At 33.1% G+C, this 14,856-nt stretch carries 13 protein-coding genes, 2 pseudogenes and 1 other annotated feature; of the genes and pseudogenes, 13 read left to right on the forward strand and 2 right to left on the reverse strand.

Annotated features, from left to right (window positions below; translation table 11 throughout):
- Nucleotides 1-107: 107 nt before the first annotated feature.
- Nucleotides 108-1,190, reverse strand: coding sequence for a M24 family metallopeptidase (locus C0982_RS07340; protein ID WP_101773584.1), 1,083 nt, complete (start codon nt 1,188-1,190; stop codon nt 108-110).
- A gap of 343 nt (nt 1,191-1,533) precedes the next feature.
- On the opposite strand from C0982_RS07340, the gene pip reads away from it, so the two are divergent.
- The 3 genes from pip (at nt 1,534) to C0982_RS07355 (ending at nt 6,056) form a co-directional block, all read left to right on the forward strand.
- On the forward strand, nt 1,534-2,493 hold the full coding sequence (gene pip, locus C0982_RS07345) for a prolyl aminopeptidase (RefSeq protein WP_101773585.1): 960 nt from the start codon (nt 1,534-1,536) through the stop codon (nt 2,491-2,493).
- Nucleotides 2,494-2,570: 77 nt separating this feature from the next.
- Nucleotides 2,571-4,361: an aminopeptidase P family N-terminal domain-containing protein gene (locus tag C0982_RS07350; RefSeq protein WP_101773586.1), complete on the forward strand. Its 1,791-nt coding sequence runs from the start codon at nt 2,571-2,573 to the stop codon at nt 4,359-4,361.
- A 354-nt stretch (nt 4,362-4,715) separates the two neighbouring features.
- Nucleotides 4,716-6,056, forward strand: coding sequence for an APC family permease (locus C0982_RS07355; protein WP_101773587.1), 1,341 nt, complete (start codon nt 4,716-4,718; stop codon nt 6,054-6,056).
- 212 nt (nt 6,057-6,268) lie between these two features.
- Here the strand turns inward: C0982_RS07355 and C0982_RS07360 are convergent, their stop codons facing one another.
- Nucleotides 6,269-6,802 (reverse strand): TetR/AcrR family transcriptional regulator, encoded by a 534-nt coding sequence (locus tag C0982_RS07360; protein WP_101773588.1) that lies wholly within the window; start codon nt 6,800-6,802, stop codon nt 6,269-6,271.
- Nucleotides 6,803-7,061: 259 nt separating this feature from the next.
- On the opposite strand from C0982_RS07360, the gene C0982_RS07365 reads away from it, so the two are divergent.
- The 10 genes and pseudogenes from C0982_RS07365 (at nt 7,062) to rplL (ending at nt 14,778) form a co-directional block, all read left to right on the forward strand.
- Complete coding sequence (locus tag C0982_RS07365) at nt 7,062-8,819, forward strand: ABC transporter ATP-binding protein (protein WP_101773589.1); 1,758 nt, start codon at nt 7,062-7,064, stop codon at nt 8,817-8,819.
- A gap of 758 nt (nt 8,820-9,577) precedes the next feature.
- Nucleotides 9,578-10,279: pseudogene (locus tag C0982_RS10985) on the forward strand (ABC transporter permease); the annotation flags it as partial.
- Between the two features lie 54 nt (nt 10,280-10,333).
- Nucleotides 10,334-11,152 (forward strand): annotated as a pseudogene (locus C0982_RS10990) (ABC transporter ATP-binding protein); the annotation flags it as partial.
- 224 nt (nt 11,153-11,376) lie between these two features.
- Entirely contained in the window at nt 11,377-11,526 is a 150-nt protein-coding gene (rpmG, locus tag C0982_RS07375; RefSeq protein ID WP_101773590.1) for a 50S ribosomal protein L33, read from the forward strand.
- Nucleotides 11,527-11,548: 22 nt separating this feature from the next.
- Nucleotides 11,549-11,761, forward strand: coding sequence for a preprotein translocase subunit SecE (gene secE / locus C0982_RS07380; protein WP_101773591.1), 213 nt, complete (start codon nt 11,549-11,551; stop codon nt 11,759-11,761).
- A gap of 36 nt (nt 11,762-11,797) precedes the next feature.
- Nucleotides 11,798-12,340: a transcription termination/antitermination protein NusG gene (gene nusG, locus C0982_RS07385; protein ID WP_101773592.1), complete on the forward strand. Its 543-nt coding sequence runs from the start codon at nt 11,798-11,800 to the stop codon at nt 12,338-12,340.
- Nucleotides 12,341-12,354: 14 nt separating this feature from the next.
- Nucleotides 12,355-12,780: a 50S ribosomal protein L11 gene (gene rplK, locus C0982_RS07390; protein WP_101773593.1), complete on the forward strand. Its 426-nt coding sequence runs from the start codon at nt 12,355-12,357 to the stop codon at nt 12,778-12,780.
- An 89-nt stretch (nt 12,781-12,869) separates the two neighbouring features.
- Nucleotides 12,870-13,568: a 50S ribosomal protein L1 gene (gene rplA / locus C0982_RS07395; RefSeq protein WP_101773594.1), complete on the forward strand. Its 699-nt coding sequence runs from the start codon at nt 12,870-12,872 to the stop codon at nt 13,566-13,568.
- A gap of 81 nt (nt 13,569-13,649) precedes the next feature.
- Nucleotides 13,650-13,777: a sequence feature (ribosomal protein L10 leader region), on the forward strand.
- Between the two features lie 42 nt (nt 13,778-13,819).
- Complete coding sequence (gene rplJ / locus C0982_RS07400) at nt 13,820-14,332, forward strand: 50S ribosomal protein L10 (RefSeq protein ID WP_101773595.1); 513 nt, start codon at nt 13,820-13,822, stop codon at nt 14,330-14,332.
- Between the two features lie 80 nt (nt 14,333-14,412).
- On the forward strand, nt 14,413-14,778 hold the full coding sequence (gene rplL, locus C0982_RS07405; RefSeq protein WP_101773596.1) for a 50S ribosomal protein L7/L12: 366 nt from the start codon (nt 14,413-14,415) through the stop codon (nt 14,776-14,778).
- Nucleotides 14,779-14,856: the final 78 nt, after the last annotated feature.

Genomic DNA, 14,856 nt, shown 5'->3' on the forward strand with positions numbered 1-14,856 from the left:
TTTATGAAAAAATCATTGATTTATGAGACTATAGTTTATAATAAAATTCAGGCGGACAATGTTTAACATTACCCACCTGAATTTTATTTTAGTATTATGTTTTTAGATTAGTCGTTTCCGATTACCATTAATTCTTTGTCGTATTTGTTTAACACTTCGCATCCATCTTCAGTGATTAATACTAAGTCTTCTACTCTTACTCCAAATTCTCCTGGAAGGTAAATTCCTGGTTCGATAGAGAATATCATACCTGGTTTAGCAACATCAGTATTTATTGAAGATACATCACCATAATCATGATCTTCTAATCCGATATGATGACCAGTTCTATGAGTAAAGTATTCTCCATATCCCATTTCAGTGATATAATCTCTACAAGCTGCATCTATATCACAGAATCTAGCACCTGGCTTAGAAGCTGCAATACCTCTCTTATTTGCTTCAAGAACGATTTCAAATACTTCTCTTCCCTTTTCACTTACTTCTTTCCAGAATACTGTTCTAGTCATATCTGAACAATACATATCTTTTTTACAACCCATATCAACTATTATAGCATCACCAGGGTTTGGTTTTCTATCTCCTGGTTCTCCATGAGGATTAGCTCCGTTTGCAGCCATTCCTATAATTGGATCAAAAGATAATCCTTCTGCACCCATTTCTTCATAAAGGTTTATTAATTCACTTGCTATTTGCTTTTCAGTCTTATCAGCAGAAATTCTTCCTATTATTGTTTCACAAGCCTTATCATTTAAGATTGAAGATTTTCTCATAAGATCGATTTCCTCTTCATCTTTAAACATTCTCATTAAATCTATTATGTAAGAAGCGTTTACAAACTTAGTAGCAGCGTTTAGATCCATTAGTGCTAAAAGGAATCTTGCTGGCCAGTTTTTATCTACTCCTAAAGGTGCACTCTTATCTATGTATCTAGATAGTATTTCAATAGAATCATCTGTATCAGAGAAAATAACCTTTTCCACACCTAGATCCTGTTCTATTGGGAATAGAGCATTTACGAATAGTTTGTGATTTCCATCTACATTTAGGTATAGAGTGAATAATCTTTCTCCTGGATTTAGGAAAAGTCCAGTTAGATAAAATATAGAAAGTGGATCACTTACTAAAATTTGAGGAATATTATCCTCTTTCATTTGCTTTAAAACTTGACTTACTCTGTTTTGTTTCATGGTTGATTAACCCTCCCATATAAAATTAATATCATTATTATTACAATAGCTGCAAAAAATACAGCACATAACTCAATTATATCACTATAGAGAGAAAATTCAAATGTTTAAAACAAAATAAAAGAATTAAAGTATTATGGTAATAATTTAAAATATAAATACTAAATTATATAAGTTAAGAATAAATTGTCTTTGTTTTCACGGTATTTTTTTTTGTTTATTTATTTTATTGCTTATGATATAATTTTTAATAGGGTGGTTTATCGAGCAATTTATGATAAAAAACAGTATGTAGACACAATGTCTACGTGGTAACTGCAAAAAATTTAAAGGAGAATGTACTATGAGAGAGTTAAGAACGCTTTATCCAGAAATTGAAGCCAACTTTACTGATTTTATTAAAGTTGACGATGTTCATTCGATATATTATGAGGAGTCAGGTAATCCAAATGGAAAACCGGTAGTATTTTTACATGGCGGACCAGGATGTGGAACGGCACCTTCTTGTAGACAGTTTTTTGATCCAGAGTTTTATAGAATTATATTGTTTGACCAGAGAGGCTCTGGAAAGAGTACGCCTCATGCAAGTCTGCACAATAATGATACAGATAGCATAATATCTGATATGGAAAAAATAAGAGAAAAATTAGGCATAGAAAAGTGGCTAGTTTTTGGTGGAAGTTGGGGTTCTACTTTAGCTCTTAGTTACGCATTGCAACATCCTGAAAAGACAGTAGGTCTTGTTTTAAGAGGAATATTCCTAGGAAGACAAGAGGATATAGACTGGATTTATCAAGAGGGTGGAGCTTCTAATATTTTCCCTGATAAGTGGGAAAACTTTATCGGCGTGATTCCTGAAGAAGAAAGAAACGATTTAGTAACTGCATACTATAAGAGACTTACTAGTGATGATAGAGCTACTAGAGTTGAAGCTGCAAAAGCTTGGAGTATGTGGGAAGGAAGCATAGTTACACTTCTTCCAAATGATGAACTTGTAGAAGATTTTGGTGATGAAGATTATGCTATATCAATGGCAACTATTGAGTGTCATTTCTGGATGAATAATATGTTCAGAGATAACATGAATTATATTTTAGATGAAAGTGACATAATAAAGGATATACCTACTCATATTGCTCATGGTAGATATGATATGGACTGTAGAGTAATCGGAGCATATTTACTTAGTAAAAAATTGAATAATTGTAATTTAGATATAACTATATCAGGGCATTCATCAGGAGAACCAGAAATAATAGATTCTCTTGTAAGAGCAACTGATGAGTTTAAAAAATTGTTCTAAAAAGTTAATTAAAAAATAATCACAATTAATGTAGATAGGAGGATGTGAGGACCTAATAGTGAATCACTGAATATATTATGAAGGTTTCTGAAAGAGTTTTAAAACTAAGAGAATTAATGCAACAAAAGGGAATAGATGCTTATCTTGTTCCTACAGCAGATTATCACAACAGTGAATATGTAGGAGAACATTTTAAAGAGAGAGTTTTTATAACAGGTTTTACAGGTTCTGCTGGAACAGCACTAATCTTAAAAGATAAAGCAGGATTGTGGACTGACGGAAGATATTTCTTACAGGCAGAATCTCAGCTTGAGGGTTCTGGTGTAGAGCTATACAAAATGGGCGTAGAAGGGGTTCCTTCAATAAATGAATTCCTTGAATCAGAACTAGGAAGCGGAGCCGTATTAGGATTTGATGGAAGATCAGTTCCTTTTGGAGATGGTGTAGGCTTTGAAAGCATAATATCATCTAAAAATGGTAAGGTTATGTATAACTTAGATTTAATCGATGAAGTTTGGGCAGATAGACCTCCACTTTCAGAAGAACCAGCATTTTATTTAGAAGAATCTTTCAGCGGAGAAAGTGCAGCTAGTAAAATTTCAAGAGTTAGAGCTGAAATGGAAAAAGTAGGTGCTGATGCTCATATCATTACTACACTTGATGATACTGGTTGGTTATTAAACTTGAGAGGAAGAGATGTTGAGTATTTCCCAATGCTTCTTTCTTATTCTATAGTATATAAAGATAAAGTAGTTTTATATGTAGATGAAAGAAAGTTTAATGATGATATAAAATCAAAGCTTGCTGCAGATAATGTAGAAATTAAGTCTTACAATGATATTTACGAAGACGTGAAGACTATTAGTGGAAAAATATTAATTGACCCAGATAGACTGAACTATGCAATGTACAAAAACATACCAAGTGGGGTAGAATTAGTAGAAAAAATGAACCCTACTATAATGATGAAGGCAATGAAAAATGAAACAGAAATAAAAAATATAAAGCATGCACACATCAAAGATGGTGTTGCTCATACTAAGTTTATTTACTGGATTAAAAAGCTTGTAAAAGAAGGAAAGATAGCTCAGGAAACAGAAATGTCTGCATCTGATAAATTAGAAGAACTTAGAGCTGAACAAGGTGATTTTATTTGTCCAAGTTTTGGACCAATATCTGCTTATGCAGCTCATGCAGCAAACCCTCACTATTCTTCAAGTGAAGAAACAAATGTATCTCTAGAAGAGGGAAACCTATTCTTAACAGATACTGGTGCAGGATTTATGCAAGGCTCAACTGATATTACAAGAACTACAGCAATCGGTGAAATTCCAGATCACATGAAAGTAGATTATACTTTAGTATTGCAGTCTAATCTTAGATTGACTAAGGCAAAATTCATGTATGGTTGTACAGGTGTGAATTTAGATATTCTAGCTAGACAGCCATTGTGGGATAGAGCGATGAACTACAATCATGGAACTGGTCACGGTGTAGGATATCTTGGAAATATCCATGAAACTTCAGCGGGAATTAGATGGCAGTATAGAAAAAATGAAACAATTCCTTTTGAAGAAGGTATGATAGTTACTAATGAACCAGGTCTTTATATAGCAGGATCTCATGGTATAAGATTAGAAAATGAATTACTTACAAAGAAAATGGAACTTAATGATTATGGTCAATTTATGGAATTTGAACCAATTACATTTGTACCGTTTGATATGGACGCTATAAAAGTAGATATGTTAAGTGAAGAAGACAAGAAAGACCTTAACAACTACCATGAAAAAGTGCGTGAACTAATTGGACCACATCTTACTGATGAAGAAAGAGCATGGTTAAATGAATTTGCAAAAGAAGTATAATAAATAAAAAAATTAATAATATTGTAAAATAATAATTAGTGTCAATAATATGATGCGATTCTAAGCTATGTGTCTGACTTAATCAGACGTCGCTCACTGTTATTGGCACTAGTTGTGTTAAAAAGCGAATAGAAAAGAAATAAAGTGTTTTAAACGAGTAAATTAAAAGAGAGTTCGACCTAGGAAACCGAGCTTTGAAATAACTTTTAATTTAAAGTGTTTTTTAAAAAAGTCATATAAAATTAAAGTAAAAATGTGATATAATATTTTAGTCATACAACACATTTGATGATACTTAGGAAAAATTATTAAGTGTGAGTATATATAATTATAATATTTTAGGAGGAACAAACAATGAGTAATAACTCAAAAGGATTGGAAAAAAATCTTGGATTCTTTTCAGCTCTTACTTTGGTAATTGGGCTAGTAATAGGTTCGGGAGTATTTTTCAAGCCGCACGCAATTTATACAATAACAGAGGGTGCAGCTGGTATTGGTATTCTTATTTGGGTGTTGGGAGGTATTCTTTCAATGCTAGGAGCACTTACTGCAGCTGAAATATCAGCAGCTATACCTAAGACAGGTGGAATGGTAGAGTGGGTTAGAGCTGGATTTGGAGATGTATTGGCATTTTTAGTAGGTTGGTGTCAAACAATAGTATTTTTCCCAGCTACAATAGCGGCGATTGCTGTAATATTCTCTCATACTGCAGTAGGTATGATGGGGATAGATATGAAATTTTCAATGCCTTTAACATTAGCAACAATAATATTTTTATCTGTTGTTAACTCTATTTCAGTAAAAGCTGGAAACGCAATGCAAGTAATTTCTGGTGTTGTAAAATTAATACCGTTAGCTGTAATTATAGTAGCGGGATTGATATATGGTCCTAAGGTAGGAAACGGTGCAGCAAACTTAAGTCCATTTGTAAACGAAGGTGCTAATGTAACAAGCATAATTGCAGGTGGTGTATTAGCTACACTTTTTGCATACCAAGGTTGGATAGATGGTGGAGCAATAGCTGGAGAAATGAAAAATCCAGGTAAGGATTTACCAAAAGCTCTTATACTAGGTCTTATAGTAATCATATTTGTGTATGTAGTGATTAACGTAGCTTACTTATTCGTACTTCCAGCAGATGTTATGATGAAATCTGAAGCTCCTGCAGCAGATGTAGCAAATGCTTTATTAGGAAGCTTTGGTGGAACGTTAGTTACAATTGGTATATTGATATCTGCATTTGGATGCGTTGGAGCAAACTTATTCTCTGCATCAAGACAGCCATATGCTCTTGCTCAGACAAAATCTCTTCCATTTTCAGAAATCCTTGGTTCTACAACTAAAAATGGAACACCTGCAGCATCTACTGTATTGGTAACAGTTATATCTTGTATATTTGCTCTTTCAGGAAAATTTGACTTTTTAACTAATATAGCTGTAACAACTATATGGATATTCTATATATTAACATTCATTTCAGTTATGCTACTTAGAAAAAGACAGCCTGAATTAGAAAGACCTTACAAGGTTCCTTTCTATCCAGTAGTTCCAATACTGGCAATTTTAGGGGGATTATTTGTTGTTATTAATCAGATAGTAACAAATCCAGATCAATCATTAATAGGTATAGGAGTTACTTTATTAGGACTTCCAATATATTATGCAAGAAGATCAAAAATGATAAAACCAGAATAATAATTAAAATATTTTAAATAACAAAAAGAAGCATAGGATACTATGCTTCTTTTTATATATGTATAATTAAAAGTATTTATATGGCTATATAATTAAAATCGTTGATGAAAATTTAAAGTTGTTGAAAGTTCAAAAAAATTACTGAAAGTTCAAAATAGTGCATAAAAATTTTCTATAAAATCTAATACATAAATCATATTAAACTATAGGGTTTACTTTACACTGGGTGGATTTCTTAATGATTCTATTAGCGAAGAAATAGACTCTGCTAAAATAATATCATCGTATTTGCGTGATAATTTCATCTCTTTAAGGGTATGTATAGCACCGTTGATAATAAATGTTTGCCTGATATCTTCTTCAGGACTTTGATTTGGTTTGAAATAGTACTCTTTTAGTAAAATTTCCAGCTTGTTTGAAAAGGCTTCAAATCTATCGTGAAATAGTTGGTGAAGTAAAATTCCATGCTTGTTTAAAGCTCTTGGTATACCCAAGGTAAATCTATAAGGATCGGAAAGCAGGCAATCCTTTTCTTCAAAACTATTCCAAAAATTTTCAAAGGCTTCTTTTTCAAGCTCTTCTGACAGGTCAAATATATCGCGATAATGTTTATAAAAAGTAGTCTTATTAATTAATGCAATTTTACATATTTCTGTGACTTTTATTTTTTCTAGAGGCTCTTTTTTTCTTAACTGAAGAAAGCTCTCTTTAATCAATTTTTTTGTTTTAATAACTCTTAAGTCCATATTTCCTCCTAAAAAAGCAACCTTTTTAAAAAAAAGTTGCTTAAACCACGATAATTACTTTTTGATGATTGGAATTAAACAACACTAGTTGTAAAATATTATAGATAATGAAAAAGCTAATGTCAAGAAATAGTGCTTAACAAATGCAGTAAGGTATTTTTTTATGAGAGGAGTAACTAATGAAACTTAATGTATATATTAATAAAAACAAATATTAAACAAAAAAAATTAAATATAGAAAGGAAGTAAGGTAGTTTATATGATTAAAATATTTAAATATTTTTCGAAAAAAGAGTGGGGACTAGTATTTTTCACTTTGTTTTTTATAGTAGTTCAGGTATGGTTGGATTTGACAATGCCAGATTATATGTCAAAAATAACTGTTCTAGTTCAGACAGAAGGAAGCACGATGTCAGATATTTTGAGTGCTGGTGGAAAAATGATTTTATGTGCTTTTGGAAGTTTGCTGGCTTCAATAGTGACTGCTATAGCGGCTTCAAGAATAGCGAGTGATTTTAGTGCGGATTTAAGGCGCATATTATTTGAAAAAATACAGTCTTTTTCTATGGGAGAAATTGGATATTTTTCAACACCTAGTTTAATTACTCGTTCTACTAATGACGTGACGCAGGTTCAGATGTTGATAGTTTTAGGACTACAAATGTTGATAAAAGCGCCTATCATGGCTACATGGGCAATATTTAAAATTGCGGGTAAGGATTGGCATTGGAGTCTTTCTACAGGTATTTCTGTAGTAGTTCTATTGATTATAGTTGGAATATGTATTCTTTTAGCTTCTCCTAAGTTTAAAAAATTACAAAGTTTAACAGATGATTTAAATAGGGTTACTCGTGAAAATTTGAGTGGTATTAGAGTGGTAAGAGCATATAACGCTGAAAAATATCAAGAGGACAAATTTGAAGTAGTAAATGATGAACTTACAAAAACACACTTGTTCACTATGCGTACAATGTCATTTCTTATGCCTAGTATCCAAATGATTCTAAGTGGACTTTCACTATCGATATTTTGGATTGGTGCTGTTCTTATAGATAGAAGCAATATGGTTGGAAAAATAAATTTATTCTCAGACATGATGGTATTTTCTCAATATGCTATTCAGATTGTAATGGCATTTATGATGTTGGTAATGATTTTTGTGATATTACCTCGTGCATCTGTAGCTGCAAATCGTATATTAGAAGTGCTAAGTCAGAAATTATCAATTATAGATGGAAAAGAAACGGAAGGATTATCTGACAAAGTAGGGGAAATAGAATTTAGAGATGTATATTTTAGATACCCAGATGCTGAAGATGATGTGTTAGAAAGTATTTCTTTTACAGCTAAAAAGGGTGAAACGATAGCATTTATAGGATCTACTGGATGTGGAAAGAGTACAGTTGTAAATCTAGTTCCTCGTTTTTATGACGCTACTAGTGGTCAAGTATTAGTAGAAGGAATGGATGTTAGAGAGTATACACAAGAAGCATTGAGAAATAAAATAGGGTATGTTTCTCAAAAAGCGACTTTATTTACTGGGACTATTAGATCAAATGTAGATTATGGATATAATGGTAAATCAAAAGCAAGTGATGAAAATCTTAAAGATGCAGTGTCTATAGCACAAGCAACTGAATTTGTAGAAGGTATGGAAGATACTTATGATGCGCGTATTTCACAGGGAGGAGCGAATCTTTCCGGTGGGCAGAAACAGAGAATTTCTATTGCCAGAGCGATTGCACGTAGACCAGAAATATTGATATTTGACGATTCTTTCTCAGCTCTTGACTATAAAACAGATAGAATGTTGAGAGAATCATTGAACAAAGAATGCAAGGATGCAACTAAATTAATTGTTGCACAAAGAATAGGTACGATTAGAGATGCGGATAAGATAATAGTCTTAGATGAGGGTAAAATTGTTGGAAGTGGAAAGCATGAAGACTTGATGAAAACTTCCACAGTTTATCAGCAGATAGCACTTTCTCAGCTTTCAAAGGAGGAATTAAGCTAATGGAAAAAAATAAAACAAAAAAATCTTCTGGAACTTGGGGAAAAATGATAGCGTATTCGAAAAAATATATAGCGATTGTAATAGTTGCTATTATATGTGCTATTTCAGGAACTGTATTTACATTAGTTGGTCCAGATAAATTATCAGAGATGACGGATACCGTTACAGAGGGAGTTAAGCCGGATATAGAAAAATTCAAAGAAATATCAAAAGAAATTTCTACAAATTTTTCGGATAATATGCCAGCTTTAATAGAAAAAATAAATAAAAATATGTCTGATAAAGAAGCTATGAGTGCTAATATGAGTAAGATTATGACATCAGAAAGCATTTCAGCTGAAGAAAAAAAATCTCTACAAGATGCGATAAAAGAGATGAGTGCTTCTTCAAATAGTAAGGAAGCCAGTGAAAAACTGATGTCTTTACCAGATGGCGTGTTGGATATTTTATTTAGTAAAATTGAAGTGAATGGAGTAGAACTCTCTGGCAAGGAACAGGTTCAAGTACTTAAATCATTGGAAAAAATGGATAAAAAAGATGAAAAATCAATGATTAAGTCTATAAATAAATTGCCTGAGGCTGCAAAGGAAACTTTGTATAAAGATTTTAAAATAGATGGAGTTTTAATTTCTAGCAAAGATCAGATGAAAATGATGGATATATTCTCGAATTTAAATATGAAAGACACTGAAGATACAATGGCAGCCATGGACAAGCTACCAAAGTCTATATACGGTCTAGTAAAATCATCAGTGGATATGGATAAAGTCTTTGGAATAGGATTTTTGCTTATAATTTTATATGCCCTTAGCTACATATTGTCTACTCTTCAAGGCTGGATAATGGCAACTATTACTCAAAAAATATCAAAAGCATTGCGCTATGATATTTCAAAGAAGATAAACAAACTTCCTATGTCATTTTATGATAGAACAACGACAGGAGATGTTTTATCTAGAGTAACTAATGATGTAGATACTATTAGCCAATCTTTAAATCAGAGTATAGGAAATCTAGTATCATCTGCAGTGTTGTTTTTAGGATCGCTATTTATGATGTTAAAGACTAGTGGAACAATGACATTGACAGCGATAGTATCAGTTTTAATAGGTTTTGTAATGATGTTTGCCATAATGAGAAGGAGTCAAAAATACTTTACAAGACAGCAAAAACACTTGGGTGAAATTAACGGACATATAGAAGAAATATATACTGGTCACAACGTTGTGAAGGCATACAATGGAGAAGCCGATGCTGAGAAAACTTTCTCGACTCTAAATGAAAAACTTAGAGATAGTGCATTTAAGTCACAGTGTTTATCTGGTTTGATGATGCCGATAATGATGTTTATTGGTAACTTTGGATACGTAGCTGTCTGCGTTGTCGGAGGAATGTTAGCTCTAAACGATAAAATAAGTTTCGGGGTAATAGTAGCGTTTATGATGTATGTAAGGTATTTTACTCAGCCACTTTCACAAATAGCACAAGCTATGCAGGCTCTACAATCCGCAGGTGCTGCAGGAGGAAGAGTATTTGAATTCCTTGAAGCAAAAGAGATGGAAGATGAGAGTGATAAGGTAACATCCCTTCCTGAATCAGGAGGAAGTGTAGAATTTGAGCACGTTGAATTCGGATATGAAGGAACTGATAAGAACGTTATAAATGACTTTTCTGTAAAGGTTGAATCAGGGCAAAAAATTGCGATTGTAGGACCGACAGGAGCGGGTAAAACCACTATTGTAAACCTTCTGATGAGATTCCATGAAATTAAAAATGGCGATATAAAAATAGATGGTATATCTACAAGAGATTTAACTAGAGAAGCGGTGCACTCACAATTTTGTATGGTTTTACAAGATACATGGCTATTTGAAGGAACTGTAAGAGAGAATCTAGTTTACTGTGAAGAAGGAATACCAGATGAAAAGATAAAATCTGCTTGTAAAGCTGTTGGATTGGATCACTTTATTAGAACATTACCAAAGGGATACGACACAGTATTAAATGAGCAGGTAAGTCTTTCACAAGGTGAAAAGCAACAATTAACTATTGCAAGAGCTATGATTTCAGACAAACCAATGCTAATTCTTGATGAAGCTACAAGTTCTGTAGATACACGAACAGAGTTATTAATTCAAAATGCAATGGATGAATTGATGAAAAATCGTACATCTTTTGTAATAGCTCATAGATTATCTACAATAAAAAATGCAGATGTAATCCTTGTAATGAATGAGGGAGATATAATAGAAAAGGGAAATCATGAAGAACTATTAGAATCTGGAGGATTTTACGCAGATCTTTATAATAGTCAGTTTGAACAAGCCCTATAAACAACAATATAATCAGTAAAATTATTCTAAACCTAAGTGTCTATCAAAAAAAATAACTAGCTAGTATATTTTGATTGACATTTAGGTTTAATTATGGTATTTTATGTAGGACGCCTTTTATTGAGAACAATAGAGGTTTAGTGACATTGGAAGGTAATAGTTACTTGATTTTTTCAGGAAGCTATATCATCATATATATTATATCAATTTTGGAGGTGTAACAGATGAGAGTTAGAGTAACTTTAGCGTGTACAGATTGTAATCAGAGAAATTATAACACAACTAAGAACAAGAAAAACAATCCTGACAGAATAGAATTACAGAAATACTGCAAATTTTGTAAAAAGCACACTGCTCATAAAGAAACTAAGTAATTAGAAAAAGGATGTGAGTAAAATGGCTAAAGAAAATGTTAATGTATCAGAAAAGAAAGTCGGTTTTATTAAGGGAACTATAAATGAACTTAAGAAAGTGACTTGGCCTACAAAAGCTGAATTAGCGTCAAAGACAAGTGTTGTATTAGCCGTTGTCGTTGTAGCTACTCTATTTGTATGGCTTGTAGACACAGGATTATCGAAACTTCTTAGTTTGCTGATTCAGTATAAGTAAGCGGATGGATAATCGCTGTATGAAAGGATGATTTTGATGTCAGAAGAAAGAGACTTGAAATGGTATGTAGTTCATACATACTCTGGACATGAAAATAAGGTAAAAACTACAATTGAAAATACCGTGAAAAATAGAGGTATGGAAGATATAATTGAACAAGTTATTGTTCCTACTGAAGATGTGGTTACGACTACTAAAACTGGTAAGGAAAAAGTAAGCCAGAGGAAGGTATTTCCAAGCTATGTTATTATTAAGATGGAAATGACAGATGAATCATGGTATATCGTAAGAAACACTAAAGGTGTTACTGGGTTTGTAGGCCCAGGATCTAAGCCTGTTCCGTTGACTGTCGATGAAGTAAAAGCAATGGGAATAGAATTGCCTAATTCAAAAATAGTAAGTGGAGAAATAGATCTTAACCCTGGTGATTCAGTTAAAATAATAAGTGGAGCATTTGTTGACAATGTAGGCGAAGTTGACGATGTGAATCTTGAGAAAAAAGAAGTTAAAGTTTATGTTAATGCATTTGGTAGAAAGGCCTTGGTAACATTAAGGCTTGAAAATATAGAGAAAGTATAAGGAGGTGCAATTAAATGGCTAAGAAAATAATAGGACAAATTAAATTACAAATACCTGCAGGAAAGGCTACTCCAGCTCCACCAGTTGGACCAGCACTAGGACAGCACGGTGTAAATATTATGGCTTTTACAAAGGAATTCAATGCTAAGACAGCTGATCAGGCTGGAATGATTATACCAGTAGTAATAAGTGTATATCAGGATAGATCTTTTAGTTTTATAACTAAGACTCCACCAGCTGCTGTACTTATAAAAAAGGCTATAAACCTAAAGAGTGGATCTGGAGAACCTAACAAGAACAAGGTTGGAAAGATTACAGAAGCTCAGGTTAGAGAAATTGCTGAATTAAAGCTAAAAGACCTAAACGCTGCATCAGTAGAATCTGCAATGAAGATGATTGCTGGTACTGCTAGAAGTATGGGCGTTACAGTTGTTGACTAATTAAAGTCTAAATTTATTATTCGCTATGTAAGACGAAAGTCTTATTAGTGGGAGGTTAATACCGTATATACCACAAGGAGGAATTAGAAATGGGAAGAAAAGGAAAAAGATATGCAGAAGCATTTGCAAAAGTAGATAGAGATGTTTATTATGATGCATCAGAAGCACTTAAATTATCAGTAGATACTGCAAATGCAAAGTTTGATGAAACTATTGAAGCTCACATTAAGTTGGGTGTTGACTCTAGACATGCTGAACAGCAGGTTAGAGGAGCAGTTGTACTACCACATGGTACAGGAAAAACTAAAAGAGTACTAGTATTTGCAAAGGGAGAAAAAGCTAAAGAAGCTGAAGCTGCTGGAGCAGATTTTGTTGGAGCTGATGAATTAGTTCAGAAGATCCAAGGAGAAAACTGGTTTGACTTTGATGTAGTAGTAGCTACTCCTGATATGATGGGTGTAGTAGGTAGATTAGGTAGAGTATTAGGTCCTAAAGGATTAATGCCAAACCCTAAGTCTGGAACAGTTACATTTGATGTAGCAAAAGCTATTGAAGAAATTAAAGCTGGTAAGGTTGAATACAGATTAGACAAGACTAATATTATTCACGTTCCAGTTGGAAAAGCTTCATTTGGTGCTGAAAAAATATTTGACAACTTTAAGGTACTTATGGACGCTATAATTAAAGCTAAGCCATCTGCTGCAAAGGGTCAGTATATTAAGAGTGTAACAGTTGCTGCTTCAATGGGACCTGGAGTAAAGATAAACCCAGTTAAAGTAACTGACTAATTAAATTCTTCAAAAAAGAATTATCTTTTTTGAATATTACTGTTGACACAGGTTGACAAAGTATGATAATATTGTCAATGTTAAAAAAGAATAGATTTGCCGTAGACAGTGGGTGCTAATATTAGCTTAATTTCCTACCGAGGTTGCGATATACGTGATACTTGCGCCCTTGTTGTCTATATGATAACAAGGGCTTTTTAATTTTTACGGTAAGTGCTAAACTTTATTCTGTGAAGGAGGTGCACTAAAAAATGAGTAAAGCTATAGAAATGAAATCAGCTGTGGTTTCAGAAATAGTTGAAAAATTAAACAAGGCTCAGTCTGTTGTAGTTGTAGATTACAAGGGATTAACAGTCGAAGAAGTTACTGACCTTAGAAGTCAGATGAGAGAAGCTGGTGTAGATTACAAGGTATACAAGAATACACTTGTAAGAAGAGCTGCTAAAGAAATTGAAGGTGAAGCTTATTCAAACTTCAATGATGAAATATTAGTAGGTGCTAATGCAATTGCATTCGGTTACGATGATCCAGTTGCTCCAGCTAGAATCTTAAAGGGATTCATGGAAAAAAATCCTAATAAGATCTCACTAAAGATGGGTGTTGTAGAAGGTGAATTCTACAATGAAGAAAAGATTGTTGCTCTTGCTTCAATTCCATCAAGAGAAGTTCTTATTGCTAAGCTTCTTGGAAGCCTTAAGGCTCCAATGTCTAACTTCGCTTACTTGTTAGACGCTGTTGCTAAGTCAAAAGAAGAAGAAGCTTAATATAGTGCCAATAAATTGGCATGTATTACAATTAATGAATTAAAGTCAAAATAATAAAATAAACACGGAGGTGCGATAAAATGACAATAGAACAAATATTAGAAGCTATAGAAAACATGAAAGTTTTAGAATTAAACGAATTAGTTAAGGCTGCAGAAGAAAAATTTGGTGTATCTGCTGCTGCTCCAGTTGCAGTTGCTGGTGCTGCTGCCGGTGGTGCTGCTGCTGAAGAAAAGAGCGAATTCGATGTTATATTAACAAGTGCTGGTTCTTCAAAGGTTGGAGTAATCAAGGAAGTTAGAGGTATAACTGGATTAGGTCTTAAGGAAGCTAAGGAAGTAGTTGATAACGCTCCTAAGGCTGTTAAGGAAGGCGTATCTAAGGAAGAAGCTGAACAGATTAAAGAAAAATTAGAAGCTGCTGGTGCATCAGTAGAAGTTAAGTAATTAATTTTTTATAATTTGATTAAATAATTTGATAAAAGGGGGTTGTCTGCATCAATTTTAGATCGGGCGACTCTTTTT

This window comes from Peptostreptococcus faecalis, from assembly GCF_900240845.1.
Lineage (GTDB): Bacteria > Bacillota > Clostridia > Peptostreptococcales > Peptostreptococcaceae > Peptostreptococcus > Peptostreptococcus faecalis.

Bases quoted from the DNA above. Each gene is read 5' to 3' on its own strand.
- C0982_RS07365 (WP_101773589.1), top strand. From the start codon at position 7,062: ATGATTAAAATATTTAAATATTTTTCGAAAAAAGAGTGGGGACTAGTA.
- rpmG (WP_101773590.1), top strand. From the start codon at position 11,377: ATGAGAGTTAGAGTAACTTTAGCGTGTACAGATTGTAATCAGAGAAAT.
- C0982_RS07360 (WP_101773588.1), bottom strand. From the start codon at position 6,802: ATGGACTTAAGAGTTATTAAAACAAAAAAATTGATTAAAGAGAGCTTT.
- C0982_RS07340 (WP_101773584.1), bottom strand. From the start codon at position 1,190: ATGAAACAAAACAGAGTAAGTCAAGTTTTAAAGCAAATGAAAGAGGAT.
- rplK (WP_101773593.1), top strand. From the start codon at position 12,355: ATGGCTAAGAAAATAATAGGACAAATTAAATTACAAATACCTGCAGGA.
- C0982_RS07350 (WP_101773586.1), top strand. From the start codon at position 2,571: ATGAAGGTTTCTGAAAGAGTTTTAAAACTAAGAGAATTAATGCAACAA.
- C0982_RS07355 (WP_101773587.1), top strand. From the start codon at position 4,716: ATGAGTAATAACTCAAAAGGATTGGAAAAAAATCTTGGATTCTTTTCA.
- secE (WP_101773591.1), top strand. From the start codon at position 11,549: ATGGCTAAAGAAAATGTTAATGTATCAGAAAAGAAAGTCGGTTTTATT.
- rplA (WP_101773594.1), top strand. From the start codon at position 12,870: ATGGGAAGAAAAGGAAAAAGATATGCAGAAGCATTTGCAAAAGTAGAT.
- rplJ (WP_101773595.1), top strand. From the start codon at position 13,820: ATGAGTAAAGCTATAGAAATGAAATCAGCTGTGGTTTCAGAAATAGTT.
- rplL (WP_101773596.1), top strand. From the start codon at position 14,413: ATGACAATAGAACAAATATTAGAAGCTATAGAAAACATGAAAGTTTTA.
- pip (WP_101773585.1), top strand. From the start codon at position 1,534: ATGAGAGAGTTAAGAACGCTTTATCCAGAAATTGAAGCCAACTTTACT.
- nusG (WP_101773592.1), top strand. From the start codon at position 11,798: ATGTCAGAAGAAAGAGACTTGAAATGGTATGTAGTTCATACATACTCT.